This window comes from Acinetobacter sp. CIP 102129, from assembly GCF_000368305.1.
Lineage (GTDB): Bacteria > Pseudomonadota > Gammaproteobacteria > Pseudomonadales > Moraxellaceae > Acinetobacter > Acinetobacter parvus.
Genome location: NZ_KB849333.1, coordinates 38,512 through 39,060, shown reverse-complemented (window position 1 = coordinate 39,060; position 549 = coordinate 38,512). Strand labels below are relative to the sequence as shown.

Annotated in this window: 1 pseudogene; it reads left to right on the top strand. The window is 41.2% G+C overall.

Features of this window, described 5'->3' with window-relative positions:
• A pseudogene (locus tag F973_RS15170) lies at positions 1–549 on the top strand (hypothetical protein); the annotation flags it as partial.

Genomic DNA, 549 nt, shown 5'->3' with positions numbered 1-549 from the left:
TACAGGGAATCTTGCAGCAAATGCAGTGATCTATGATTCAGCAACCAAAGACACAATTACTTTGGCAGGTACAAACGGTACGAAGCTTACAGGTCTGCAAGATGCAACATTAGATGCAACGTCTAAAGATGCAGTGACAGGTAAACAGTTACATGCGACGAATACGGCTTTAACGGATGGTTTAGCATTAAAAGCAGATCAAACTGCATTAACGACAGGATTGGCGAATACCTTAACTGATGCGAAAGGTTATACCGATGTGGAAGTTGGTAAACTGGATACTAAACTTGGTACAGAAGTTGGAACACTGAATAATCGTATTACCAATGAAGTTGGAACTTTAAATACAACCATTTCAGGAATTGATGGTCGAGTCATCACCAATACCAACGACATTGCAGCTTTACAAAGCGGTCTAGGTGGCATTTCAGCCAATGCGGTTGTGTATGATTCTGCAACCAAAGACACAATTACTTTGGCAGGTACAAACGGTACGAAACTTACAGGTCTGCAAGATGCAACATTAGATGCAACGTCTAAAGATGCAGT